Source organism: Mucilaginibacter lappiensis (assembly GCF_050433765.1).
GTDB lineage: Bacteria > Bacteroidota > Bacteroidia > Sphingobacteriales > Sphingobacteriaceae > Mucilaginibacter > Mucilaginibacter lappiensis_A.
Window position 1 is genome coordinate 158922 of sequence record NZ_JBNPWP010000011.1, and the last position, 23218, is coordinate 182139.

Below are 23218 nucleotides of genomic sequence, written 5' to 3' on the forward strand. Positions count from 1 at the left end.
TACGTAAATAAGCCATCAACAAATTTTGTGTATAGGGGTGTGATTTTTCATTGAAAAATTGCACCTTTGCAAGCTAATAAAGAACCGGCCTCCAGGCCGTCTGTAAAAGGTCCCGTAGTTCAACGGATAGAATAGGAGTTTCCTAAACTCTAGATATGAGTTCGATTCTCGTCGGGACCACATAGAACGCTCTTTTCATACACGGAAAGGGCGTTTTTCCGTAAATGAGTAAAAAAATCTAAACCTTTAATATAATAGAATGAATTCAATATTTTATAAATACCGCTCTGATTGCCCGTTTACGGAACAAATTATTACTTCAAGACAAGTTTACTTGTCCACGGCCGAAGGATTAAATGACCCTTTTGAATGCTCCTTACAAGACATTGGTAAAGAATGGATCCAAGAACAAGTATTACAAATGAAACAAGCCGCTCTCTCAGGATTTGTAGTAGAGGCTAGTCGGTCATTAAAAGCCGGCGAGCATTTTTTTGGCTTAACGACTTCTGAGACAACCCAGATGCTGGAAAAAATTCGAAACATGAAAGATATTAACGAAATTTTTTCTTATCGTGAACAAATTGTAAAAGATCAAACAGGATATCCACCCTCGAACCCGGATAAGATTTTCGCAAAAATTGACGAGCAATTATTAGCGGTTGGGATTTTTAGCCTGTCAGTTAATCCTGATCATCAAGCGATGTGGGCACATTACGGAGGTGAAGATAAGGGGATATGTTTAGGGTTCAAAAATACACCAGGGTCGAAATTTTCTAACCCGGATCATTTTTTACCAGTAGCCTATTCTGATACTCTTCCGGAAATGGGTAAGGGCTTCAATGCCGAAATGACATTCAGCATGGGTGAGAACGGGGTTCCATATGCTTCAAACTATAAAATCGCTTTCTCTGATAAAACATTTCAAAAAGCTATCTCAACTAAGCCAACCTGTTGGATGCAGGAAGAAGAATGGAGGTATGTTGAATCATATCCGGGGTTGTTTGATTGGCCCGGCCCGTTGACAGAGATAATTTTCGGACTTAAATGTAACAAAGAACGACGCAATTATTACATCGATTTGGTGGAAGCAAATATCCCTTATCCCGTTGACTTTTATGAGATCCGGAAAATACACGGAACAAATAAAGTTGAAAAAGTCGAATATGAAGTTAAACGCAGCAATCCTAAAATCTCTTCTTTTCCGGCAGAAAGCTTAACAGATGGTAAGCGGGAAACCCCAGCAGCTGATTTTGTTGCAAGAATGGATGGGCTTTTACATCAGGGTAATTATGGCGAAGTATTATTTCAAGTCGAAAAAAATTTAGAGAACCATCCTGATGATACAATTCTGCAAAGTTTAAAAGGGACCGCATTTGGCATGTCGCAAAAACATGATAAAGCGTTAGAATGCTTTAAGAAGATTATAGATATTGATCCTGATATAGCACAAGCTTGGTATCAGGCTGGATGCGCACTAATTGCTTTAAACAGAAATGAAGAAGCAGTTGACGCTTTTAGAAAAGCTTACGAACTTGATTCGAACGATTCGAGTACAGCTTACAATTTAGGGGTAATGTTGCACGCAACTGAACAATTGAGCGAAGCGCTTAAATATTTAAGGATCGCTGTACAATTGGGGCATCGGCGAGCGCACCGGGCTATATTGGATGTTGAAAGTGATATTAGTTCCCAATAAAATAGCAGAAGTGTCGACGAATAGAAATAGATTAAAATATTGCATATAAATCGTTGTTTATAGCCTCTAAGCACGGGAATTCATCGACCTGAAGTAGTCTTGAGAACCGTATGTTCACTTATCCGGCTTTGACAAAAAGGTTAAAACGCTTCCCGTCACCATATTTAAAATCGGCCTATAGTAGTCCGTCAGATCAATTAACAGTTGTAAATCCTCAATAAAATTATTGAAAATCAGAGCCTTTGAGACCACTTCACGGGAAAGGGGCGATAATTTCGCATCTTTCCCGTGAAGTGGTCTCACGCAAGTTTCTGTTAATCTGATATATTAAACCTGCTGCTTCATTCAGTCTTGTAGTTCGATAGTTTTTACGTCAAATTTCGGTTTTTCCGAAAAATACAACCCAGCACCTCTTTTTTCATCATTACATCACTATTATTATATAGTGTTTTCAGCCTTAAAAACCGAAGTTAAAGATAATTACTCAGGTCTAAAATGCCTTGCTAATTGGCTCTGCTATTTTCCGGTTGCGCCTGCCTTTGTGGTTGCGCCGCCCCTTCGGTACCACCAAACCTGTAGGTGGCGGTGAGCTTGAAATGATTGTTACCGTAGCGCCGGTTATAGTATACCTGTGTCTTACCCACATTATAGTCGCCTTCTGAAATTAACCGGTTAAAAATATCGTTGGCGGTCAGCCCGAGTTTCAAATTGCCATTCAACATGGACTTCTCGAACCCGGCAGTTACGATCGATCGTTTGTTATCATGCCGGATACCGTAGTGACGGTCACCAAGGTACCAGGCAAGCAACTGCAACTTAATACCGTGCTTCAAACTAAAGGTATTGCTGGAATACACATAGGCCTGTGGCTTTGCTTTTCCGGTAGCGTAACCATATTTGTCATCAAAGGCCTTTCCGTAGGTGATACTTGCGGTATTGATCGATTGCCACCAGTCGCCAATAGAAAAGGGCCTTGTAATCGATGCAAGAAAAGTATGGTCACGGCTGATATTGATCGACTTGAGCACATAGCTTTCCGGGGTGTTTCCTCTTAGCGCAGCTCCCGACAGCGGGTCTATGGTATAGGTGTAACCCATTTTGACCTCCGTTTTTTTAAAGTTGGCAGAAAGTTCAAATGCATGTGCTTTTTCCGGTACAAGGTTGGGATTGCCTTCAATTGTGGTGAAGGCATCCTGATACATGACAAACGGATTGAGTGCCTGGTACCTGGGGCGGGTGATCCTTGCGTTGTAGGATGCCCTGAACTTATTCCCATTTTCCAGCGGAAGTTCAAGCTGCAGATTTGGGAAGATATTCAGATATTCTTTGCCAAAATCCTGTCCCTCGCCGGCTGAAGTGCTCAATTTGTAAGTAGTCCACTCGCTACGAACCCCGAGGACGATGCCCAGTTTCCCGGCATTGGCAGATAAACTGGCATAGGCGGCCGCGATCGTTTCGTTATAATCGAATATGCTGGATAGAGCTGCATCAGGCTGGTATGGCCCGTCCAGACTGTCTGCGATAAGGAAACGGGTATCCGAATTGTTGCCAACATTGCTGAACCTGAGTCCGGTCTCCAGTTTTAAATCCTTCCTGAAGAATTTGGTGCGGTCGGCTTGTAGGCTGGTGATGTTCAGGCGCTGTGAAAAAGCGTTTTGCAAGTAGCGGGGCGCAGTGGCCCCGAATTCGTCGATCTGGTCATTATTTCCGGTTCGGTATCCTGAGTACTGGGCGCTAAAGAAAACACCGGAACCAAGGGTATCGGTGCTTTTGGTGAAGTCGGCTATCATTGTATTGTTTTTCCTGAGCTCGTCCCTCGCAATGCTGCTGCCGTAGGTATTCTCGGTTGTTAGTGTGGTGATCCGGTTCCGGCTGTCCACTGTTCCGTCGAGATGGTCCCTGTTGCCGCTATAGGAAAGTGACAGCACTGACCCGGACGAAAATCGGTAGCGGGCGCCCAAACCGTATGTCGCGTAAACGTTAAAGTCCCTGTTCCAATCTGTGGTAAGCGCAGAATTGAGATAGTCTGATGAGTCTGGCCTGTTCCTTACGGTGTAGAGCAATTCCCGGCCGCTACCTTTGAGCAGCGCAATGTTTGCCGAAAGGGACAACTTATTTTTTGAATAACCCAGATCAACAAAGGTGTTGGCATTGGTCCCGGCAAAATCGGAGGCTGTCAGATGCTGGCTGACCCTGCCGCTTAATCCGTTTCCGCCCGGTGCTTTTGTGGTGATATTGATCACGGCCCGTCCTCCGGCATCATATCTTGCCGAAGGGTTAGCAATGATCTCGATCTTAGTGATCTGTGAGGTGGGTATGCTGGCCAGGCGTTCGCCCGGTACAAGGGTGCCGTTAAGATAGATGATCGCCTCGCCCTTTCCCTGAAGGGAAATGACGCCTTCATTTACCGTAAGCCCGGGAGTCCTGGAAAGGATTTCGTTAACCGAACTGCTGCTGGCCAGGATGGTTCCGGCAACGTTCACTTCCAAATTGCCGTTATTACCGTAGCGCATCAGCGGTGCGGAAGAGGTGATAGTGACCTGCCCGAGCGTAGTAGTGTTTTCCTCTGGCACGATCGTACCCAGATCAACCTCGGTTTTTCCGGCATAGCGGATATTAAAGGTAGTATCTGTAAACAATATTGAGCTAAGTTTCAACCTGAGTAGGGTGTTATTAAGGCCGGTAATGGCAATGTTTCCGTTGAAGCCGTTGCTTTTGATGATCTTCCCTACAGTATCGGTCAACAGGAAGTTACCCGCTAGTGGGGTCCCCATTGCATCGGTTATCTTTGCGGAAATGCTTTTAACCTGCGCGTGAAGCGAGATGCCGGTTAACAGGCAAAGAAATAATAAGCAAGTAGATTTCATATACTTCGGACTTTGAATGTCCAAAGCTATTTGGCAGGGTTAGCAAAGTAGTTTTGAATTTGAGATTCGGGAGTTCGGAATTATAATTCCGAACCTATTACAGGAAATGCGGCAGACGACGATCCTTCTTTATAAAGGGTTGGGGTAGTACCTTTGTGTTTTTTAAAAGCGGTATAGAAAGTGGATTTCGAGTTAAAGCCGACCTCGTATCCGATCTCCTCCAGTTTGATCCCCTTGTCGTTTGTAATCAATTCACAGGCACAGTTAACACGATATTCGTTAATATACACTGCGAAACTCTTGCCCAGGTTATCGTTAAGCAGTTGGGAAAGCTGGTGCCCTGTGATATTGATTTTTTTGGCCAGATCGTTGAGCTTGAGGTCGGGGTTCTTATAGAGTTCCTGATCAATAATGATTTTCCGGAGTTTATCCGTCAGGCTGATGGCATGATCTTCAGTGATCTTCTTTCGGGCATAACGCCCGGGTTCCCCGTTACCAAGGAAGGCCGTATCTGACTTTTTCCGGTTAACGAACAATGGAATATTCAGGTAGAGCAGCAACGAGAAGAAAAGCGCACCACTGATATATACACTACTAAAGGACCAGAAAAAAACGATCAGATAGGCGATCAGTATTACCGTGTTGCCAAGAAAGATCGACAGTATCGGTTTTTCTCCGGGAGAGAGCTTTTCTGTCTTCGTGAATACTTTGGCTAATACTTCCCTAAGCAGCCAACCTGTCAGGATAAAATAGACCACCCATTGCGCATAGATGATATGTACAATATAATGGTTCCAGTCCCATGGATGGGTCTGGTAGGGAACGATCGTCCCTAAAATTACAATCCCGGCAATCCAGGCCCAATAGGTATACTTCCACCGGGTCGGTGTTTTTTGAATATTTTCCAGTGCAGCCCTTGTGAAATAATAAAGGGAGGGCCCGATCAGAAAACAGCCGGACAGCCCTATTTGCAGATAGATTCGTGGAAGGTCGTGGTAAAAATAACCAAAGATGGCTTTGGTTATCCTGATGCTGAGTGCCAGCAGCAATAGTCCCAAAAAGTAAGAGGCCGGAGACTTTGGCCTTTTAAAGAACAACAGATAGCCGCTGATTACGAAGCCGTTGAAGGCTCCTAAAGCGCTAAAAAAGAATAGTATCTGTTGTCCGGGATTCACGTATCAAAAATAGTAAACTAAAATCAATGGCGAGCTCATCAACAAATCGATTTTTTCGGGTTATCTAACTTCCGCTTTATTGATGCTGAAAACCATTGAGAATCGGATAGGAATCCTGAAAACCTGCAAAAGCGTTCGATAAACTTCCCGTCAAGTTCAAAAAAATCATTCTTCACGGTCCAGAATGTAAATAATCAGTTGTAAACCGCTCATAAATAAGTTTGAAATCGGAGCTTTTGAGATCACTTTAAACCCACCCATGGGAACGGCATGGGAAAGAATTGTTTTGAAAGCCTTTAGATGTAAATCTGAAAGCTTTTGAATTTAGATATGCTTTACTTTACATTTGAGATGAAGTAATGATGATACACTTATGAGTAGAATAAGAATTACCTATGATAGAATTTAGAAAAAGCTTTAAAAAGGCACTTCCCTATGATAGAGAAGAGTACATAGATTTTTTAGGCAATCATTTTTATTCATACACAGAATGGTATGGGGTTTCATTTCAACTACCTGGTGGTTACGAAGGCAGAGATATAAGTTTAACAGAATATCTTGAAGCTTATGAAGAGTGGTTTAAAAATACAATATTGCAACTTGATAATGCTTCGTCCTGGATTGTAAATCATGATAGAGATTCAAAATGGTTTCCTAATGACGAGGATAATTTAACCTCTTTACGAACCTTATTCAAACAAAACGATATTCCAAATAAATTTAAAGGCGCTTTAATTTTCACCACGGAGGATTTATTAAAATTTTCCAGAGATTTAATTACATATCCAATTGCTGTATTTGATAAACATGGTTTGTTATATCATGATTTAGATATTTCACATGGTGAATTGCCATTTATTATAAAAATATCAGGCCATAGTAATATAGATCTCCTGTGTACAGATAAAGAGCTTTTGAAAAAAGTTGTATGTGAAAATCGCTCAAGTTTATTTGTTGTAAGAGAATATCGAGGCATTTCATTAGAATAATGTAGCTAAATTTTTGGTAACCTTTGTTGTTAATTCACTCAATTTTAGAACCACAACAAATTATCCTCCAAACCCACCGCACAATATAAATCAGCCATAAAAGAGTTCGGGTTTTGTAGTTTAGGACCACAGATAAACCCATTCATGGGAACGGTATGGGAAAGATTATTGGGAAGCCTTTAGATGAGAATCTGAAGGCTTTAAATTTTAGATTTCTTTATTAACTTGGTGATAAAGCCTAATGCGATAATGAAATGCTTTTGCGCAAAAGGCTTTAATGTTTTCTAAATCAAATATTGTATGCTAAAAAAACATTCAATTCTACTGGGAATAATTATTTCAATGTTATTACTACTGATAGCCACATTGTACTATCCTGGCGGATCACAATTTGACAAAAATGCCATTGGGTACGACTGGGAAAATAACTATATAAGTAATCTTTTCAGTAAAAATGCAGTTAATGGGTCAGCCAATGCATCTCGTTTTTGGGCTATTGGAGGAATGATTTTCCTTTCTGCGAGTTTTGCCCTATTCTTTATTGAGTTTTCAAAGAAAATACCGGCAAAGGGTGCTGCTAAAATAATAAAATACGTTGGGGCCAGCGGTATGCTTTTTACGGCTTTAATAGCAACCCCATTGCATGATACAATGATCACTATTTCAAGTACCATGTTTCTTATAGGTATATTTTACATTACAATTTTCGTTTTCAAGTCAAAGCTACATTTATTTAAATTCCTCTGCATTATTTGTCTTCTTGTTTTTTATTCTACACTATACCTTTATGGCTTTGGTTATGTTAAGTTTTTACCGGTAATGCAGAAAATTACGTTTGCCATTACAATAATTTTAGTTTTAGTGTTGGAATATTTTACCCAAAAAGAAGATTTTCAACATATCAAAACAGGCAAATAAAATAATACGTACTGTATAACGCGTATGCTTAACCTCAACTCAAAATGAATCTTATTTTCACCGGGGTCATCATTATTTGTGTTGTTATTTGGCTTATAATAGTTTAAACAGTCAACCGCCAAAGGCTTCACCGCTGCGTCTGAATTTAGCTTTATCAGGAATTGTTGCCATGAATAGAGATAAAATGTTTGCCTTTACGGTGATCCTTGATGAGGTAAAAGCCGCCAGGCTCATGGATCTTATTTAGTATTGGCGGCAAAAAAAGAACATCAGGGGAAATAATTACAATTCTTCGGGAAATTCCTGCATTCCCTATCATTGGTTTAAGCAGCATCTTTGTATTGTTAAATCATTCAAACAACATTAACTCATAAAACAATGAAAAACTCAAATGTAAAGAATGTAGTGCTTGTTCACGGTGCATTCGCTGATGGTTCTGGCTTTAAAGCGCTTTATAACGAATTAACTAAAAAAGGGTATAACGTATCCGTTGTACAGAACCCTTTAACCTCGCTTGAAGATGATGTTCTTGCTACACACGTTGCTTTAGACAGGATTGGCGGTCCTGCAATTCTTGCCGGTCACTCATGGGGCGGTGCCGTGATTACCGAAGCCGGTAACCACCCAAATGTTGCTGCCCTGGTATATATAGCGGCATTCCAACCCGACAACGGCGAATCGGCCCTGCAATGGCTGCAAACAGCGCCACCAGCACCAGAGAACGGCGTACTTCCTCCGGATGAGAAAGGTATTGTATACTATGATAAAGATAAATACCATGCAGGTTTTTGTGCTGATATTGATGCCGACGAGGCAGCATTTATGTATGCCTCACAGGGTGCATTTTATGCCAAAGGATTTGTAAGCCCGATCACCGACGCTGCCTGGAGGCACAAACCGGCCTATGGCCTGATCGCTACTGAAGATAAAAGCATTAACCCGGAGATACAAAGAAATATGTACAGCCGGTCGAACACGCAGGTAACCGAAGTTAAAGGCAGTCACGTGATCTTCATGTCGCAGCCTGAGATTGTTGCAGGTGTCATTATAGAAGCAGCTGAAAAAGCATCAGAAGTTTAATCTTCATCGTGTTACTTTATTTGGTCCGTATGCTGTTACCGGCATACGGCTTTTTTGTTAAGCGGGTAGGTATATGATTCATCAAAGACAAAAAATCTCATTGAAAATAAAACTCAGAATCTTATAGAAAATCATAATCCATAAAAAAACAAAAGAGGATGCTTTTTAGACACCCTCTTTTAGAATCAGCACTTTTATATTTCCAATATTAATTCTGCTTTCTTAAATCACAGGAGAGATGAAGCGCTGCGAGTTGAAACCCGTTGCTCAGATACAACTTTTGTGCTGTATTATTATTAAAATTTGTATCAAGCACCACTGCATCCTTATTATTTGATATGGCGGTAGCTTTCACATGCCTTAATAATTGAGACGCCAGACCCTTCCCTCTGTAAAATTCCAGCGTGCAGAGATCATCAATATAAATTATATTACCGCTGTGCAACGAAGTCATGATGCGGTATCCTGCAAATGCAACAAATTTGTCGTTATCCATAATTCCGGCAATGCAGTATTTTTCATTTTGCATCATCTCTGAAATCATGGAAGACCAGTTATTTTTATTAAGATGCGGCCTCAACAAAAAAGCTACTTCCCAGCATTGTTGAATTTCAAGATCTGTCTTGATTATTTTAACCTGATATGTGTTGTCCATTCAATTATGCTGGTATTAGCTTTGTTGTGATGCCAATTCTGTTCCATACATTAATGGTAATAATTGCTAAGATCACTTGTGCCAGATAGGTCTCTTCCAGTACTTTAGCTGCTTGCTCATAGGTTTCATCTGTTACATGATTACTAATTAAAGTAACCTCCTCGGTCAGGGCCAGTATGGCTCGTTCTTCTTCTGAAAAAAAAGAAGTGTCACGCCAGGCATTGAGGGCATAAATACGCTGTTCTGTTTCGCCGGCTTTACGGGCATCTTTAGTGTGCATATCAATACAAAAAGCGCATCCGTTTATTTGCGACGATCTGATTTTAATCAGGTCTTTATGCTTTTTTGTAAGCGGTGTGCTTTCAATGAATTTTTCCAGTCCAAGAACAGCTCTGTATCCTGCAGGCTCTATTTCGTTAATTTTAATTCGTGTTTTCATTTCTTAAAAATTTACAAGATTTATTTCTTGCCACAAAATTAACCCAATGACATGGCTGCTAAATAGACCAGTTATCAGATAAAGGGTAGCCCAGTTTCAAGTCGGGAGTCTTAAGCAGGAAGTCGGTTTTCTTTACTTAAGACTTTCGACTTAGGGCTTAACCTCAGCTTTACACTATCTTTTTGAGGATCGCGAACGCTTCTGCCATTTCATTTTCCTGGAGTGAAGCAAAGCCCATTCTTAGCGCATTGGTAGAAAAGGATTCGTTCTTATAAAAATTTCCATTAGCGATATGAAGTCCTTTTTTTGACGCGTCTTCAGCCATTTTGATCAAGTCGATCTTTTTATCAAAATTCGCCCATACTGCAAGTCCGCCTTCCGGTACCCTGAATTTAATTACTTCATTAAAGTCTGATTTGAGGATCTGACAAAACAAGTTCCTGCGCTGCTTATAAATTTTTAACGACTTCCGAAAATGCCTTTCCATTTCACCATCGTTAAACATTACCGAAAATGCCTCTTCCAACAGAGTATCCCCCTGCTTGTCTATCAGCTCTCGTAAGGAAGCCGCGGCTTCAACAAATGCCGAAGGTCCTGTCATAAACCCAATGCGCAAGGCAGGGGCAAAAGTTTTCGAAATCGAACCAATATAGATCACATTCTGATTGTGATCTATACTTGCCAATGGCAGGTAGGGTTTATTATCATAATGAAAATCAAAATCATAATCGTCTTCAATAATCGCGAAACGGTATTCTTTGGCTAGATTTAATAGTTTTAACCTCCGTTCCGTACTCATGGTTACCGCTGTTGGAAAGTGATGATGCGGTATAATGTATACCGCTTTTATTTTCTTGTGCTGTAATATCTCTTCGAGATAATCAATATCCATTCCTTTGCTATCAACAGGGATCCGCAGCAGGTTAGCACCGGAATATCTGAAAGTATCATCTGCCAAACCATAATTTGAAATCCCAACTGCTATATAATCAGCAGGATTAAGCAGCAGTTGAGCTGCTAAGTAGATGCCCATTTGGCTGCCTTTAGTAATAAGTATATTTTCAGCAGAAACAATTAAGCCCCTGGTATTGGAAAGGTAGTTGCAAATAGCAACGCGAAGATGTTCTGATCCCTTGGAGCTACCATACTTCAGGATGTTTTTCCCATGAAATCTTCTGGAAAGACTTCGATATTCACGCATAAGCAGGTCTACAGGTGCCAGACGCACATCAGGGAAGCCATCATCAATCGCGAGTGTGGTTTTCTGGAGATTCTTGCCGGGTATCGCGTTTTTAAAATTATTAGTCCATATGAAAGCTTCCTGTGGGCTGCTGTTTTTACCCATTTCAGGTAGTCCCCTTTTGGAACGTACCGGCAGTTTGGAAAGTACAAACACGCCCTTGCGCTCAATAGATTCGGCCCAACCCTGACTAATCAATTCTTCATAGGCCAATTTTACCGTGTTTCTGTTAATACCAATCAATTCTGCAAGTACACGGGAACTTGGCAACAGATCAGATGGCTGTAGCGTGCCACTTGTGATCAATGATATAAAGCTATTGCACACCTGTATATATAGTGTTACAGCAGCAGTTCGATCAACCTGAATTAATGATTTGTAGGGTAACATCTGGGCTGTGGTTTTTATTAAAACTGGTATGTAAATGTAGTCCAATATACCTATACTTTTGAATAAAAATTATCAAAATGAAAAAGGTATTAGTTATTAATTCAAGCGCAAGAACGCTTAGATCTCATAGCAGAAAACTTACTGAAGTATTTATCGATCACTGGAAAAGTATCCATACCGATGCGATTATTAGTTTCCGTGAATTAGGAAATACGGATGTGCCCCACGTCAACGAAAATTGGATTGCTGCGGCTTTTAAACCTGAAGCAGCAAGGTCTGAAGAAGAAATTGAAGCTTTAAAAACAAGCGATGCTTATATTGCTGAACTACGGGAAGCTGATGTTATTGTTCTTGGTGCTCCAATGTACAACTGGTCAATTCCCAGTGTTCTTAAAGCCTACATCGACCAGATTGTTAGGGTTAATGAAACTTTTAAGTTTAACCGGGTTAATGCGCAGGATCCATATACCGGACTACTTGAAAATAAAACATTATTTCTTTTGCTTTCAAGAGGAGAACCGGGGTATGAAAAGGGAGATTATAACGAACATATGAACTTCCAGAGTACCTATTTAAAGACCGTGTTTAATATTATGGGTATCAGCAATATTCATGTGGTTGCAATTAATGGATTATCATACGGGCCGGAGAAACTTAAAAAGTCTATTGACATATCGCACCAGGATGTCAGAGACCTTATTGAAAGGGAATTGGTGTAACATGAAAAACAATGTATTCAAAGGTAGCATTTTTATTGCGCTGGGAGCCTCCAGTTATGGGATGCTGGCAACCTTTGTAAAAATGGCATATCATGAAGGATTCAGTACGGCAGAAGTAACGCTTTCGCAGTTCAGTCTGGGATTTGCAGGACTCTTTATATTAACCTTGTTCCGTAAATGGGAGTCTGTGCCAGAAACAAAAACATCAGGCATTAAAAGCATATTTAAGTTAATAATTGCGGGAACATCTATGGGGCTGACCAGCATTTTCTATTATATGGCGGTTCAGTACATTCCGGTAAGCGTTGCAATTGTATTGTTAATGCAAACGGTGTGGATGGGCGTCATCCTGGAGATGGTCTTGCATAAAAAGGCACCCGGATTACGTAAGATAGTGTCCGTTTTTATCATTCTGGGCGGGACAATACTGGCCACCAGTTTGCTTAAACAATCCGTTAGTATCAACTGGACAGGATTTGGCTGGGGAATGATGGCCGCGCTTACCTACACGGCAACTATGTACACGTCAAACAACATGGAACTTCATTTTCCTCCGCTAAAAAGAAGCCTTTTCATGATTCTGGGCGGATTGATCATAATTTCTTTTATTTTTCATTCCTCTCTGAATCACGGGTTTTCATATGCAATATTCCTGCGCTGGGGCCTCGTCCTTTCTTTGTTTGGAACAATCCTTCCGCCATTACTGTTTACGAGAGGGATGCCGCTAACAGGCATGGGGCTGGGGGCCATTATCGCATCTGTAGAAATACCGGTTTCGGTATTAATGGCACACCTACTGCTAAAAGAACCAGTAAGCTTTCTTCAATGGGTGGGCGTTATACTTATCCTGTTTGCAGTAGTGTTGATGAATATTAAAAAGTTATTTGGTTTAGCACCATCCATGGTTTAAATTAAAACCCCTAATAGGGGTTTTTTAAGTGATTGTTAATTGTTAAAATTTAAGCAGCACTTTTCCAAAAGGCTTCTCCTCAATCAAAAAACGCTGTGCTTCAGCTGCCCCGGCAGCATCAAATATTTTGGCTACAGGTGGTTTTATAGCACCATTGGCAAGTAATGGTAAAATCTGGTTCCATACGTATTGCTGTTGTTCGGCTGTAAACCAACCAGAAAGGCTTTGGCCACGCATCTGGATGCCCTTCCACACAAAATCAGTAATATTGGCGGTAAACTGTGTGCCGGCGGAGTAGCCAATGTTTACAATAATACCACCCCTTGCCAACGACTTAATAGCTTCACCGGTTAAATTACCGCCAATACTGTCAATCACAATGTCCACGCCTTTGCCGCCGGTAATACGCATAACCCCTTCGCTGATGCTTTCATTTTCAAGGTTGATCACATTTTCAAAACCCGCCAGTTCTGCTGCCTTTGCTTTTGAAGCCGATCCGGCTGTTGTAATAACCAACGATGCTCCATGAGCCTTAGCCAGTTGAACTCCGGCGTTCCCTACCGCGCCACCTGCAGCTAAAGAAAGTACGCTTTTGCCCGGTGTAAAGTCGGCCTTGTTTAAGCAGGCCTGGGCCGAAAAGAAACCCACGTTTGCTGCCGCGGCTTCTTCGTCGGATATATTTAAAGGAGTTTTAATCAATTCTTCAGGATATAAAGCCACGTATTCCTGCCATAGGCCATCGGTAGCAATGCCCCTGATATGGCCTTGCGGCGTAAAAGCTGATATAAGAACTCTTGTTCCTTCCGGAAACTCATTATTGCCTTTGATAACAACACCGGCGCCTTCGTTACCCAATATCATAGGTGGTTTTTTGGCCAGAGGCAGAAGCCCTGCCCTGATGGTGTTGTCCACGGGGTTAATAGCTGCGAATTCAACTTTGACTAATAGTTGGTTATTCAGCAGTACAGGCATGGGTAAGTCAACAAGTGTTAACTTTTCATAGGATCCGTATTCGGTAAACTGAATTGCTTTCATAAATATTAATTTGTATTGTTATTAAAAGAAACCTTTCGGTCTCAAAAAGGTCAAAAAATTTATATCAAAAAGGTTTCTATTTCATTTTTAAACATATCGGTCATCATTTTCATTTGTTCCTTGTTGTTAAACACACGACTTGTCAGGATAGAACCTTCCAGCGTGTTAAACATCCGTATGCCAAATGCATGCGCATCTATATCGGGTTTAAATTCGCCGGCGGTAATACCGTCTAAAACTATTTGGCCGAATGTGTTTTGTATTGACTTGATTGCTAAACCAACGCGACCTCTTATAGTTGGATCGGTATCGTCCGTTTCGGCGCCAAAATTTAATAACGGGCAACCGCCATTATCTATCAGAACCAGGCGGTCATGATAGAGGTCAAGAACTGCAAAAAGTTTTTCCTTTGCTGTGTTTTTGTTTTTAACTGTATCATTAATCACAGTAGCCAGTCTTTTTGAAAGGAAACTGAACGCCTCCTGCACAATTTCTTCTTTGTTTTCAAATTGCCTGTAGATACCGCCTTTTGTCAGTTTGGTAGCTTTCATAATATCACTTATAGCTGTTCCGGCAATACCTTTTTGGTTAAGTATTAAGGCCGCCTCTGTAATAATACGCTGACGTGTGTTTTCTCCCTTTTTCATGACAAGTCAAATATAGAGACCGAAAGGTCTCTATTGCAACTAATTTTTGTCATTCTATTGAAATAACATCATTAATAAATCATAGTTTCAGGACTGTAGAATTGAATCTTGACTATTCTAACCTGAATCCTTTAATTTACAGTCAGGAAAAGTAATTTTAGCTTTGTTCCGTAAAGCCTTGTTATTCCATATTAAATAACTAACCTATGTTTATCAGAAGATTATACACCAGCTTAATTTGTTTTTTGATTATCGTTTTGCCGGTTATCGGTTTTGCTAATCCAATAGCCGCAAAGCCGCAGGTGATTACTCTCAGTAACGCTAAACTTACCATGATGATTGATTATGGAGACAAAGCCTGTATTACATCACTGATCGTTAACGGTCAAAAAGTGATCAGTAATGCAAATGGAGTTTTTACATCTGTAAAGGTTGGAGGTGCTACTTACTCATCATTACATTTAAAAAAGAAACCGGTATTGGTGCAAACACAAGGCAGTATAAAGATCAGTGGGATTAGTTACGGCGATAAAGATTTAACTATTAATGAGAACTGGATCTTCCTGAAAAAGGGCAAGTCTGTAAAGTGGGTTATAGAAAGAAATTTATCCAAATTGGTGAAGGTAGAAGAGGCCGCCATGCCCGTTATTAATTTTGATGACATCAATACCTGGGAAGGCGCTTACCAGGGTTATGGCGGGCTGGCGTGGTTTTATCTGTTCAATGAAAAGTTGTGTACATACGGTGTGCACACAAGATCTTCCAGTTTTTGGAACAGCAAAAGCGGTAACGGGCTCAATATAACGGTTGATGCGCCGGGTAAAGAGGTAGCTATGAAATATACCCGTACTAATGAAGATAAACTGGCTTATACCATTACGGTTTCTAATCAGGAAATGCTGCCACGGACTGACAGTGGAACCAACAGGCGCCGGTTTATAAGAAAGGGAACAGATGTATGGTCTCCCTTTAATATAGCTGCAGGTACAAGTTCGCAAAGTTTAACATTCAGTTATTTTGATTATAATGAAAAATATGGCCGGGGTAAGCTCACGGGTATAAACGGGGAGCAGGTAAATGCCGTACTGAGTACAATTGCGCGCATTGGCGTGATTGATTCGCTGCATTTTGGGGGCAACAGCTGGCATACACCTTACGGGCCTATCTGTTTGCACGAACAATATATTGCTCAACTCGGCCTGGGGATAAACGATCCTAATTATCTTAAAGGATATAAAAGCTGTCTTGATTTTTACCGTGATCATGCTATAAAACCTGATGGACGGGTTTATCCCCGCTGGGCATATACCAATGAGGATGCCATGCCCGGGCAGTTTAATAAGTATGGCTTTTATGAGGCACAGTGGGGGATACTGATGGATTCCAACCCCGACTTTGTGACCAACGTTGCCGATTTGTACGATATGACCGGTGACAAGAGTTGGGTTAAAAGCCATCAGCTATCTTGTGAAAAAGCATTGGACTGGATACTAAAAAGGGACAGTAATCATAATGGTCTGGTTGAAATGATGACCGATAATCAAGGCCAAAAACAAAGCAGTGACTGGATAGATATCATTTGGGCATCGTATGAAAACGCCTTTGTTAACGCAAATCTGTATCATGCATTGGTTAAATGGGCCGATATAGAACGTCAGCTGAACAACAATGCCAAAGCACAATATTATGAAGGGTTTGCAGCCAAACTTAAAGCAAGCTTCAATAAACCAACAAGCGAGGGTGGTTTTTGGGATGAAGAAAAGAAATGTTACGTTCACTGGAGAGATAAGGACCAAACCATACATGGCCGCAACATGGTTACCCCGGTTAACTTTATGGCCATAGCCTATGATATTTGTGACGACGATGGCAGGAAAAAACTTATCCTGGATAATATTGAGGAGCAGATGCAAAAGGAAAAGCTTTTCTTTTGGCCGCTTGCCATGACATCATATGCACCCGGCGAAGGAAAAGAATGGCAGTGGCCCTTCCCCGGATATGAAAACGGTGATCTGTTTTTATCATGGGGATCAGTAGGGGTTAAAGCCTATGCAAGCTACAACCCGACCCTGGCTGTTAAGTATGTTAAAAATGTATTGGACAGGTATAGTAAAGATGGGCTCGCGTTTCAGCGGTATGGCCGTGTGAAACAAGATGGACTGGGCGATGATATATTATCTGGCAACAGCCTTTCCATAGTAGGATTATATCAGGCGATATATGGTGTAAATCCATTATATAACCGCTTTTATCTCGATCCGCATATCACTCCGGAGCTTGCCGGTACAGAGCTGAAATATAATTTCAGGGATCAACACTTAACTATCAACCTTGATAATGATAGCTATGCGGTATCAAACAAAATGTTTAAAATCATATGCAGTAAAAACTTCGGCTTTAATGCTACTAAAAATCAACTAAGCTATTTTGATGGTAGCAATTCTGTCGCTTCTTTACAAATCACTACAGACAGCCCACTAACCATAAAGTTGGATAACTGGAGCGCCGAAAAAATGGAATGGCAGCAAACCCTTACCAAACCTTCGGCAAAGGCACTTACTTATGTTATTAAACAATTAAAGCCCAATGCAAATTATATAGTATCTGTTAACGGAAAAGCCGTTCAAAAGATCAGGAGTGGCACGAAAGGTAACCTTTTGGTTAATCATCGTACGTCGGGAGTTGTTGAAAGAATTAATATAGACAATGGAAATTAATACTTATCCCCCGGATCAACAAAAAAGTCCCGGCGCGTTACGCGACCGGGACCATCTTTAATTATATATATTGATTTTTGAGGTAGATGCTCATTAAAAGACGTAAAATATACTGGCCTGTATACTATTATTCTTGAAGTCGCCTAAGATAGGCGAAGGTGTTTCCTGAACTTTTTGCATTCCGTAAACATACCTTGCACCGATTCCCAAACCCATTTTAGACTGATAGCCAAGACCACCGGCCACAGCAAAATCAATTTTTTTAGCAAACTTGGCATCAGTTATCCCTCCAATATCTTCCTTTACTTTAAAGCTTGCCTGCGGGCCGGCCTCAACATAAAAGCCGGAATTAGTACGGTATTTGAAAAGGATAGGGACAGAGGCATAAGAAAGTTTTATGTCTTGTCCGGCAAACGTTCCTGCCTTAACTTTGGCTCCCTGCAGGGAGTAGAGAAATTCTTCTGATACCAGGAAATTGTCAGTGAATTTGTAGGAAACCGTAAGTCCGGCGTGGAAACCAGGAAGTGGGTCTGTGGCAAAATTGGCACCTGTAAAATTACTGTAATTACCACCTGCAGTAATGCCGAACTCAAGACGGCTTGCGATTTTCTTAATAAAGCTTTGATTTTCGGGAGGTGTAGTGCTTGTCGTAGTTGTTTGGCTAAAACTCTTCGCGGATGCCAGAATAAGTACAGCTAAGATTAACTTTTTCATAAATTTCTTTTTTTATTATTATGCTTTTTTTTGTTTGCAGCCTGATGCTGATCGTGTTATTTGATTCAAAGGTGCACCCTGGAGCTGTATCCTGAATGGAAAAGGTGACCGAAGCGGGCAAAGTTGGGTTGGAAGCGGAATAAAAAGGCTTGAAAAAAAATGGAAATAGTTCTTTTCGGACGATTAAGCTTAGTTAGCAATCAGTTGATGGCAGAGAATGCAGTCCTGATCATCCATTGTTTTTTACAGGTGATACGGTTAGTGTAGCTGAACAGCTTATATTCCGGGAGCCACGCGGATGGCGTTTGATAACTGGGCATCCTTTGTCGGTATAAAAATGTACTTAAGGGTATCAGGCTTTTGTCAGCCAGCTGAGGAATTGAGAAGCTTTACCTTTACTGACGATCACTTTTTCACTAAAAGGGATATTCAGGTTCAGCGAGAGTTTTCGGGAGAAGAAACTGGATACGTCGATAATAGCTTTACGGCAAACCAGGAACTGGCGGTTTGCCCTGAAAAAATAATTCCCGGCCGATCTCTCCAGTTCGTCAAGGTTTTTATTAGGGTAAAAAGTTTTTCCTGAAAAGGTCAGCAAATGCGTGATCTCGTTTTCCAGATAAAACATAGCTATATCCTCAAGTTTTATAGGAATGATCTTATCCTGATGATAAACCAGCACAGAGGTGGCAGTTTGTGTTTCCCGGTTGAGCAGCATTTGCATCAGGGCATCATATTGCGGCGTTTGGTCTGCAGATAATACTTTTTTTAGCTGCCTGTATTTTTGGAGGGCCCAATCAAGGGTTTGGATGGTAAAGGGTTTTAATATGTAGTCTATTCCGTTAGCCTTAAATGCATCTAATGCATACTCGTCATAAGCGGTACAAAAAATGACCGGCACAGAAACAGGTTCAGCAACAAATATTTCAAAACTCAGGCCATCACCCAACTGAATATCGCTGAAGATTAGATCAGGGGCCTCCGACTTTTTGAAATAAGCTATAGCTTCCTTCACAGATCTGAGCTGGACAATATCCACTGGTTCGTCAATCAGTTGCTTGATGTTCAGTTCAAGTTCATCTGCAACTATCTCTTCATCCTCAATGATTACTATATTCATTTTTTAACAATTTAATACTTACTGAAAATGAGCTTTGATCTTCTTTGATAATAACCTCATCTCCCGACCAGAGATGGTAGCGTTCTGCGAGATTGGCCAGTCCGTAATTGGTTGATGAAACCTTCACTTTTTTCTTTTGGAGATTATTACTCATGATCAACCATTCATCTTTCTGGCTGATTTGTACCCTTAATGGCGCTTCTTGTGTAAAATCGTTATGCTTTATGGCATTTTCAAGTAAGGGCTGCAACGAAAAAGAAGGCAGGTAATAGTTTTTTAACGTTTCTTCGGGTAACATTATCGTACAATCCAACGCTTTACCAAACCTTATCCGCTGCATTTCAAGATAGTCGCATAACAATTCTACCTCATCTTCTAAGGTAGATATTCTTGATGCATGATGATAAATAGATGCCCTTAAAAAATTAGCCATATGAACAATATATGTATCTGCCGTATGCACGTCTTTGTGATAAAGGGCTTTTAAGGTATTAAGCGCATTAAACAAAAAATGGGGTTGTATCTGTTGCTTTAAAAGGAGGTTGGTGGCTTCGGCATTCGCTGTTTTTAATCTGGAAAGCTCCAGGTCGGCATGTAATTTATGTTCATATAACAACACGGAATTGTGCAACAGCATGATAAGCGTATTAATGACGATGCCAGACCCCACAAATGCAAAGAATGAACCGGCATCCCAAAATGACCATGCTTTGCCAGACACATAAGAAAAACAGGGCCTTAACAGGAGATAGATCAGCACGCTGACAGGGTAGGTTAACAGGACGCGGTAAGTTGAAAATTTTTTCGACCTGATCGAAAAGTATTTTGACAACACGATCATCAAACAGATATCGGCATGTCCGACCAGTAAAATACCGGACGTTGTAAGCAGCGTAAACGGTATAATATGACTTAGTGTGCCACTATTGTAAACGACCAGATAGAAGATAAAACCGATGATTACCGCCTGTAACCACGTCAGGCGGCTTAATCGTTTTATAGGTAGCTTCTCGTCCATAATAGCAAATGTAGGCAATAGATATATTGTTATTAACGATTGTTAACCGAAGCGGGCAAAAGCAGGTCTGAACTGTTCAAATTTGAATTGAAATGACAGGGACAGTTGCGAACAGCCAAAAATCACCTTTTTTCGGATTGATTCAATCTACTATATTTTATTGGTTAGTTCTACAGTCCATGGTCCCATCAGCGGCCCACACTGCGTTTTTTTCAGATAAGCTATAATAACATTCGGGCAGCATTTTGTCCGTTTCACTATGTTTTTTAATACATCAGCGCACTTTATGCCAATACCTTCGTCTCCAAATAAATGTCAAACTTAAATTTTACAAAATGAAAAAGACAAATGTATTCGGGATTAACCTGTTAATTGGCCTGCTGTTTATTTTCCTGGCTTCGTATATACAAACGCAGGAAACACAGGTTAAAGTTACCGGGATCAGATCCCCAAAGGGGAAGGTCATCCTTAATGTTTTTAAAGACAATGAAACCTACGACGACGAAAAGCCCTGCAAAAAATTCGTGTTTGATAAGAAAGCGCTTGTAAACGGAACACTGACCGTGAAGTGTGAGCTGGAGCCCGGAATTTATGGAATCACCCTGGTGGATGATGAAAATGAAAATGGCAAGATCGACAAAAATTTAATCAGAATGCCTAAGGAAGGATTTGGGTTCTCCAACTTCTTTATGGAAAAACTGAAAAAGCCAACCTTTGACGATTTTAAAGTTGATCTGAAATCTCCCAATAACCAAGTTGAAATAAAGGTAAAGTACATGTAATCCGCCCTTGTTCCCAATTACCTGAAAACAATCGGAAAACACCCTGCATTCCTCAATTCAATATTAAAAATCAATAAAAAAGAAATGAAAACAATATCAATATACAGAAAACTATTCACAGGCATAGCCCTGGTGGTATTAGCCATAAGCTTTTCATCATGTAAAAAAAATACCATAGATCCTTCGGGCCAATTCAATATCAAAGTAGTGAACGCTGCGTCTGCTTCGGGGCCACAAAGTTTTACGCTGGCAAATTCTGTGCTGGTGAACGGCGGATTGACTTTTGGTGATGCCTCTCCATATATTACCGCCCCTTCCGGGAAAAATATGGTTATGGAGTTTAAAGATGAGGGTACAAATAACGTACATGCATCTGGTTCGCTTTATACCGCTAATGGTGTAAGTTTTACCGTGTACATGGTTGGAAAAGGATCATCGGCCAGGGTGAAGTCATTTGAGGACGATCTGGCTGCCCCCAATAACGGCAAGGTAAAGATCAAATTTATCCATCTAAGTGATGAAGCACCTTCTGTTATCACTATAAAAAATTCGTCGGGAGATAACCTGGAGACTACTTTGGCCAGAAATATTTCGAGCGGTTATAAATATGTAGATCCTGGAACTCTTTCTGTCCAATTCTCAGGCACCGCATCAAGGAGTAATATTGGGAACTTCGACGTTACGGATCTGCAGGCCGGTAAAATTTATACGCTATACCTGATCGATTCGGCTAACGGCAGCCTCCTGTTGAACAAGATTCTGCATAACTAAGGAATTGAGTTTGGGAAAGCCTGGAGCCGTATTGTTTTTTAACGGTACGGCTTTTTATTGCAAACTGCCCGAAATGAATGTTACAGTAAGCGGTGTTTTACCGTAAAGGTGATACACCTTAAAATATCCGGGTTTCATAAACTGCTACCGGACAATCATTTATCTTTGATATAAAAACAACAAGAACACCGTGAGCAAAAAAGTGTATATAGCGGATGACGACCCCGGACGAATAGAATTGATAATTGTTTTTCTTGAAACCATAGGATACGAAGCGGAGGGAAGCACTGAGCTTTTAGATCTGCTTTTATTGGATACCATAAATTTGCCCGATGTTTTTTTGTTGAATATCGATATGTGGGGTGAAGACAGTGAGATGATAAGCAGCTACCTGAAAAGCAATGAGCCGACCAGAACCATTCCGGTGATCTTGTTTTCGACCTTAAAACAGGCTGAACAAAATATAAATGATCGTTATGCCGATGGTTTTATTTCGATACCTTTTGAAATAAATGATCTTCCCGGTTTGTTAAAAAAACTTACATCCTGATCTCTTGCTAAAATGCTAAATCAGACTGAGCGGGTGAGGCTATTCAGTAAGCCCCGATTGTAATTGGTTGCTCATCGAAGATCTGGTCCAGCCGACGTTTCCAGTTTTCCAGTTCTGCTGATAACTCCTCGGGTGATTGCCGTACTGGTCCGTAAATTACCTGGGGCTGCAATACCATGAAACCTGTAAACTCAAAAACACCGCGGTGTAATGGCTTCAGTATCCCGTCAAGGTCGCCGTTGAAGCCCGCCTTTAAATAATGATCGGCCGGGCCGCCAGTGGTTAGTGAAAGCATCGCCTTCTTACCGCTCAGGAGCCCGGTCTCATAAAAGTGCCCGTGCTTATAAAAACGCCCCATGGCAAATACCCGGTCTACCCAGCCTTTCAGAATAGCGGGAATTGCAAACCACCATAGAGGAAACTGCCAGATCATCAGGTCACACCATTCTACCTTTTCCTGCTCGGCATTAATTTCATTGGCAAAGCCACCAACTTCGGTGGCATAGATCTCTTCCAGTTGCTGTTTAAAAAAGGCCGGATCACGAACACTGCTGAAATTCTCCCGGTTGGAAACCGGATCAAACCGCATTGCATAAAGGTCGGAGGTTTTAACCTGGTGCCCGGCCGCTCTCAGGTGCGTTATGGCAGTGCGGTACATGGCGCCGTTCATACTTTGCGGTTCGGGATGGGCATAAATGATAAGTATATTCATTTTTGTGTCTTAATTTTAATGTCTGCTGCAAAATTATAAGGCGATCCGTAAATTAGATTTGCTGCAACCTATTGTGT

At 41.0% G+C, this 23218-nt stretch carries 22 protein-coding genes and 1 tRNA gene; 11 read left to right on the forward strand and 12 right to left on the reverse strand.

Going from position 1 to position 23218, the window contains the following annotated elements:
• Positions 1–108 precede the first annotated feature (108 nt).
• Together M2273_RS26015 and M2273_RS26020 are read left to right on the forward strand one after the other, a co-directional pair.
• Positions 109–180: transfer RNA gene (locus tag M2273_RS26015), tRNA-Arg, on the forward strand.
• A 79-nt stretch (positions 181–259) separates the two neighbouring features.
• Positions 260–1696, forward strand: coding sequence for a tetratricopeptide repeat protein (locus M2273_RS26020; protein ID WP_429400699.1), 1437 nt, complete (start codon positions 260–262; stop codon positions 1694–1696).
• 503 nt (positions 1697–2199) lie between these two features.
• Here the strand turns inward: M2273_RS26020 and M2273_RS26025 are convergent.
• Both M2273_RS26025 and M2273_RS26030 read right to left on the reverse strand, forming a co-directional pair.
• Entirely contained in the window at positions 2200–4563 is a 2364-nt protein-coding gene (locus M2273_RS26025; RefSeq protein WP_429400700.1) for a TonB-dependent receptor domain-containing protein, read from the reverse strand.
• 80 nt (positions 4564–4643) lie between these two features.
• A complete protein-coding gene (locus tag M2273_RS26030; RefSeq protein WP_429400701.1) occupies positions 4644–5738 on the reverse strand; it encodes a helix-turn-helix domain-containing protein in 1095 nt (364 codons plus the stop codon).
• Between the two features lie 395 nt (positions 5739–6133).
• On the opposite strand from M2273_RS26030, the gene M2273_RS26035 reads away from it, so the two are divergent.
• A complete protein-coding gene (locus tag M2273_RS26035; protein WP_429400702.1) occupies positions 6134–6727 on the forward strand; it encodes a hypothetical protein in 594 nt (197 codons plus the stop codon).
• Positions 6728–7027: 300 nt separating this feature from the next.
• Positions 7028–7645: a hypothetical protein gene (locus tag M2273_RS26040; RefSeq protein ID WP_429400703.1), complete on the forward strand. Its 618-nt coding sequence runs from the start codon at positions 7028–7030 to the stop codon at positions 7643–7645.
• A gap of 154 nt (positions 7646–7799) precedes the next feature.
• On the opposite strand, the gene M2273_RS26045 is transcribed toward M2273_RS26040, so the two are convergent.
• A complete protein-coding gene (locus tag M2273_RS26045) occupies positions 7800–7979 on the reverse strand; it encodes a hypothetical protein (protein ID WP_429400704.1) in 180 nt (59 codons plus the stop codon).
• A 44-nt stretch (positions 7980–8023) separates the two neighbouring features.
• Between M2273_RS26045 and M2273_RS26050 the strand changes: the two genes are divergently transcribed.
• Positions 8024–8725 (forward strand): alpha/beta hydrolase, encoded by a 702-nt coding sequence (locus M2273_RS26050; RefSeq protein ID WP_429400705.1) that lies wholly within the window; start codon positions 8024–8026, stop codon positions 8723–8725.
• 208 nt (positions 8726–8933) lie between these two features.
• On the opposite strand, the gene M2273_RS26055 is transcribed toward M2273_RS26050, so the two are convergent.
• The 3 genes from M2273_RS26055 to M2273_RS26065 all read right to left on the reverse strand — a co-directional run bounded on the left by M2273_RS26055 (position 8934) and on the right by M2273_RS26065 (position 11449).
• Positions 8934–9380, reverse strand: coding sequence for a GNAT family N-acetyltransferase (locus tag M2273_RS26055; RefSeq protein ID WP_429400706.1), 447 nt, complete (start codon positions 9378–9380; stop codon positions 8934–8936).
• A gap of 4 nt (positions 9381–9384) precedes the next feature.
• The gene (locus M2273_RS26060) at positions 9385–9819 is read right to left on the reverse strand and encodes a carboxymuconolactone decarboxylase family protein (RefSeq protein WP_429400707.1); all 435 of its coding nucleotides are present in this window, start codon (positions 9817–9819) and stop codon (positions 9385–9387) included.
• Positions 9820–9988: 169 nt separating this feature from the next.
• A complete protein-coding gene (locus M2273_RS26065; RefSeq protein WP_429400708.1) occupies positions 9989–11449 on the reverse strand; it encodes a PLP-dependent aminotransferase family protein in 1461 nt (486 codons plus the stop codon).
• 77 nt (positions 11450–11526) lie between these two features.
• Between M2273_RS26065 and M2273_RS26070 the strand changes: the two genes are divergently transcribed.
• A complete protein-coding gene (locus M2273_RS26070) occupies positions 11527–12168 on the forward strand; it encodes an FMN-dependent NADH-azoreductase (RefSeq protein ID WP_429400709.1) in 642 nt (213 codons plus the stop codon).
• A 1-nt stretch (position 12169) separates the two neighbouring features.
• The gene (locus tag M2273_RS26075; protein WP_429400710.1) at positions 12170–13078 is read left to right on the forward strand and encodes an EamA family transporter; all 909 of its coding nucleotides are present in this window, start codon (positions 12170–12172) and stop codon (positions 13076–13078) included.
• A gap of 42 nt (positions 13079–13120) precedes the next feature.
• Here M2273_RS26075 and M2273_RS26080 read toward each other — a convergent pair whose 3' ends face one another.
• Positions 13121–14113 (reverse strand): quinone oxidoreductase family protein, encoded by a 993-nt coding sequence (locus M2273_RS26080; protein WP_429400711.1) that lies wholly within the window; start codon positions 14111–14113, stop codon positions 13121–13123.
• 59 nt (positions 14114–14172) lie between these two features.
• On the reverse strand, positions 14173–14760 hold the full coding sequence (locus M2273_RS26085; protein ID WP_429400712.1) for a TetR/AcrR family transcriptional regulator: 588 nt from the start codon (positions 14758–14760) through the stop codon (positions 14173–14175).
• A 206-nt stretch (positions 14761–14966) separates the two neighbouring features.
• Here M2273_RS26085 and M2273_RS26090 point away from each other — a divergent pair, with 206 nt between their 5' ends.
• Positions 14967–17477, forward strand: coding sequence for a hypothetical protein (locus M2273_RS26090; protein ID WP_429400713.1), 2511 nt, complete (start codon positions 14967–14969; stop codon positions 17475–17477).
• A 93-nt stretch (positions 17478–17570) separates the two neighbouring features.
• Here the strand turns inward: M2273_RS26090 and M2273_RS26095 are convergent, their stop codons facing one another.
• From M2273_RS26095 to M2273_RS26105, 3 genes are all read right to left on the reverse strand, one after another.
• Positions 17571–18191 carry a porin family protein gene (locus tag M2273_RS26095; RefSeq protein ID WP_429400714.1) on the reverse strand — a complete coding sequence of 207 codons (621 nt, stop codon included), beginning with the start codon at positions 18189–18191 and terminating at the stop codon, positions 17571–17573.
• Positions 18192–18543: 352 nt separating this feature from the next.
• Positions 18544–19308 carry a LytR/AlgR family response regulator transcription factor gene (locus M2273_RS26100; RefSeq protein WP_429400715.1) on the reverse strand — a complete coding sequence of 255 codons (765 nt, stop codon included), beginning with the start codon at positions 19306–19308 and terminating at the stop codon, positions 18544–18546.
• Positions 19289–20326, reverse strand: a complete 1038-nt coding sequence (locus M2273_RS26105; protein ID WP_429400716.1) for a sensor histidine kinase — start codon at positions 20324–20326, stop codon at positions 19289–19291. Before M2273_RS26105 ends, M2273_RS26100 begins: the two co-directional genes overlap by 20 nt.
• A gap of 335 nt (positions 20327–20661) precedes the next feature.
• Here M2273_RS26105 and M2273_RS26110 point away from each other — a divergent pair, with 335 nt between their 5' ends.
• The 3 genes from M2273_RS26110 (at position 20662) to M2273_RS26120 (ending at position 22429) form a co-directional block, all read left to right on the forward strand.
• A complete protein-coding gene (locus tag M2273_RS26110) occupies positions 20662–21108 on the forward strand; it encodes a DUF2141 domain-containing protein (RefSeq protein ID WP_429400717.1) in 447 nt (148 codons plus the stop codon).
• An 84-nt stretch (positions 21109–21192) separates the two neighbouring features.
• On the forward strand, positions 21193–21879 hold the full coding sequence (locus tag M2273_RS26115) for a DUF4397 domain-containing protein (protein ID WP_429400718.1): 687 nt from the start codon (positions 21193–21195) through the stop codon (positions 21877–21879).
• A gap of 190 nt (positions 21880–22069) precedes the next feature.
• Positions 22070–22429 (forward strand): hypothetical protein, encoded by a 360-nt coding sequence (locus tag M2273_RS26120; protein ID WP_429400719.1) that lies wholly within the window; start codon positions 22070–22072, stop codon positions 22427–22429.
• Positions 22430–22472: 43 nt separating this feature from the next.
• On the opposite strand, the gene M2273_RS26125 is transcribed toward M2273_RS26120, so the two are convergent.
• The gene (locus M2273_RS26125; RefSeq protein ID WP_429400720.1) at positions 22473–23141 is read right to left on the reverse strand and encodes an NAD(P)H-dependent oxidoreductase; all 669 of its coding nucleotides are present in this window, start codon (positions 23139–23141) and stop codon (positions 22473–22475) included.
• Positions 23142–23218 lie beyond the last annotated feature (77 nt).

Coding starts and splice junctions, on each gene's coding strand:
- M2273_RS26020 (WP_429400699.1), top strand. CDS start 260: ATGAATTCAATATTTTATAAATACCGCTCTGATTGCCCGTTTACGGAA.
- M2273_RS26025 (WP_429400700.1), bottom strand. CDS start 4,563: ATGAAATCTACTTGCTTATTATTTCTTTGCCTGTTAACCGGCATCTCG.
- M2273_RS26035 (WP_429400702.1), top strand. CDS start 6,134: ATGATAGAATTTAGAAAAAGCTTTAAAAAGGCACTTCCCTATGATAGA.
- M2273_RS26040 (WP_429400703.1), top strand. CDS start 7,028: ATGCTAAAAAAACATTCAATTCTACTGGGAATAATTATTTCAATGTTA.
- M2273_RS26045 (WP_429400704.1), bottom strand. CDS start 7,979: ATGCTGCTTAAACCAATGATAGGGAATGCAGGAATTTCCCGAAGAATT.
- M2273_RS26050 (WP_429400705.1), top strand. CDS start 8,024: ATGAAAAACTCAAATGTAAAGAATGTAGTGCTTGTTCACGGTGCATTC.
- M2273_RS26055 (WP_429400706.1), bottom strand. CDS start 9,380: ATGGACAACACATATCAGGTTAAAATAATCAAGACAGATCTTGAAATT.
- M2273_RS26060 (WP_429400707.1), bottom strand. CDS start 9,819: ATGAAAACACGAATTAAAATTAACGAAATAGAGCCTGCAGGATACAGA.
- M2273_RS26065 (WP_429400708.1), bottom strand. CDS start 11,449: ATGTTACCCTACAAATCATTAATTCAGGTTGATCGAACTGCTGCTGTA.
- M2273_RS26070 (WP_429400709.1), top strand. CDS start 11,527: ATGAAAAAGGTATTAGTTATTAATTCAAGCGCAAGAACGCTTAGATCT.
- M2273_RS26075 (WP_429400710.1), top strand. CDS start 12,170: ATGAAAAACAATGTATTCAAAGGTAGCATTTTTATTGCGCTGGGAGCC.
- M2273_RS26080 (WP_429400711.1), bottom strand. CDS start 14,113: ATGAAAGCAATTCAGTTTACCGAATACGGATCCTATGAAAAGTTAACA.
- M2273_RS26085 (WP_429400712.1), bottom strand. CDS start 14,760: ATGAAAAAGGGAGAAAACACACGTCAGCGTATTATTACAGAGGCGGCC.
- M2273_RS26090 (WP_429400713.1), top strand. CDS start 14,967: ATGTTTATCAGAAGATTATACACCAGCTTAATTTGTTTTTTGATTATC.
- M2273_RS26095 (WP_429400714.1), bottom strand. CDS start 18,191: ATGAAAAAGTTAATCTTAGCTGTACTTATTCTGGCATCCGCGAAGAGT.
- M2273_RS26100 (WP_429400715.1), bottom strand. CDS start 19,308: ATGAATATAGTAATCATTGAGGATGAAGAGATAGTTGCAGATGAACTT.
- M2273_RS26105 (WP_429400716.1), bottom strand. CDS start 20,326: ATGGACGAGAAGCTACCTATAAAACGATTAAGCCGCCTGACGTGGTTA.
- M2273_RS26110 (WP_429400717.1), top strand. CDS start 20,662: ATGAAAAAGACAAATGTATTCGGGATTAACCTGTTAATTGGCCTGCTG.
- M2273_RS26115 (WP_429400718.1), top strand. CDS start 21,193: ATGAAAACAATATCAATATACAGAAAACTATTCACAGGCATAGCCCTG.
- M2273_RS26125 (WP_429400720.1), bottom strand. CDS start 23,141: ATGAATATACTTATCATTTATGCCCATCCCGAACCGCAAAGTATGAAC.